General features: G+C 31.1%; 1 protein-coding gene. It reads left to right on the top strand.

The window, feature by feature from the left end:
* Positions 1–720 (top strand): glycosyltransferase (locus ACS8FC_RS17365; RefSeq protein ID WP_439297700.1); only part of this gene is annotated, 720 nt, incomplete at both ends.

Raw genomic sequence — 720 nt, 5'->3', positions numbered from 1 at the left:
GCTCAGAAAGCGTTGAAGTGATAGTAGTTAACGATGGTTCAACTGACGAATCTAGTAAAATAGTTGAGGGTTATGCCCAAAGATATAAATATATTAAAGTTAGCTATCAAGATAATCAAGGTGTTTTTTTAGCAAGAAATACAGGTCTAATAAAAGCAAAAGGAGAATATTTACTATTTCTAGATGCTGACGATTACTTAGCAGAAGGGACTATCGAACACCTAATGAGAGTAGTGAGGAAACAAAGCTATGATATCGTGTTCTTTGATGTAAAAATTATAGGCCAAAAATCACTATTTAAAACTAAACCATATTTACCATATTGTGAAATGTGCTCAAGTATTTCTAAAGCCATGTTTCTCGATAACAACGCTATAGCAGGTTATATGGGCGGTAAATTAATTAAAACTATAGTAGCTAAGCAAGCGTTAATTATCATTAGCTGTAAAGATATAAGAATAGAACTTTACGAAGATTGCTACTTCCTATTTTGCGTGGCTATACACTGTAAAACGGCTTTAACTATTAATAAAGAAATGTATGTGTATAGAATTCATAAAGGGTCAGCTACTCAAAGAAAAATATCACCGCAACAAGCAATAGAAAAGCTAAAAGTTTCTAAGTCTTATTTTGAGGATTTAGAAAAATTATTTACCATGGATTCTGATAGAAATAATTTACTATCACTTAAGAAGATAAATAGAGTTATTGACTCCTCTA

The sequence above is a fragment of the Psychrobacter sp. 1Y4 genome (genome assembly GCF_051847555.1).
The sequence above is the reverse complement of the archived record's forward strand: the minus strand, read 5'-3'. Positions and strand labels throughout refer to the sequence as shown.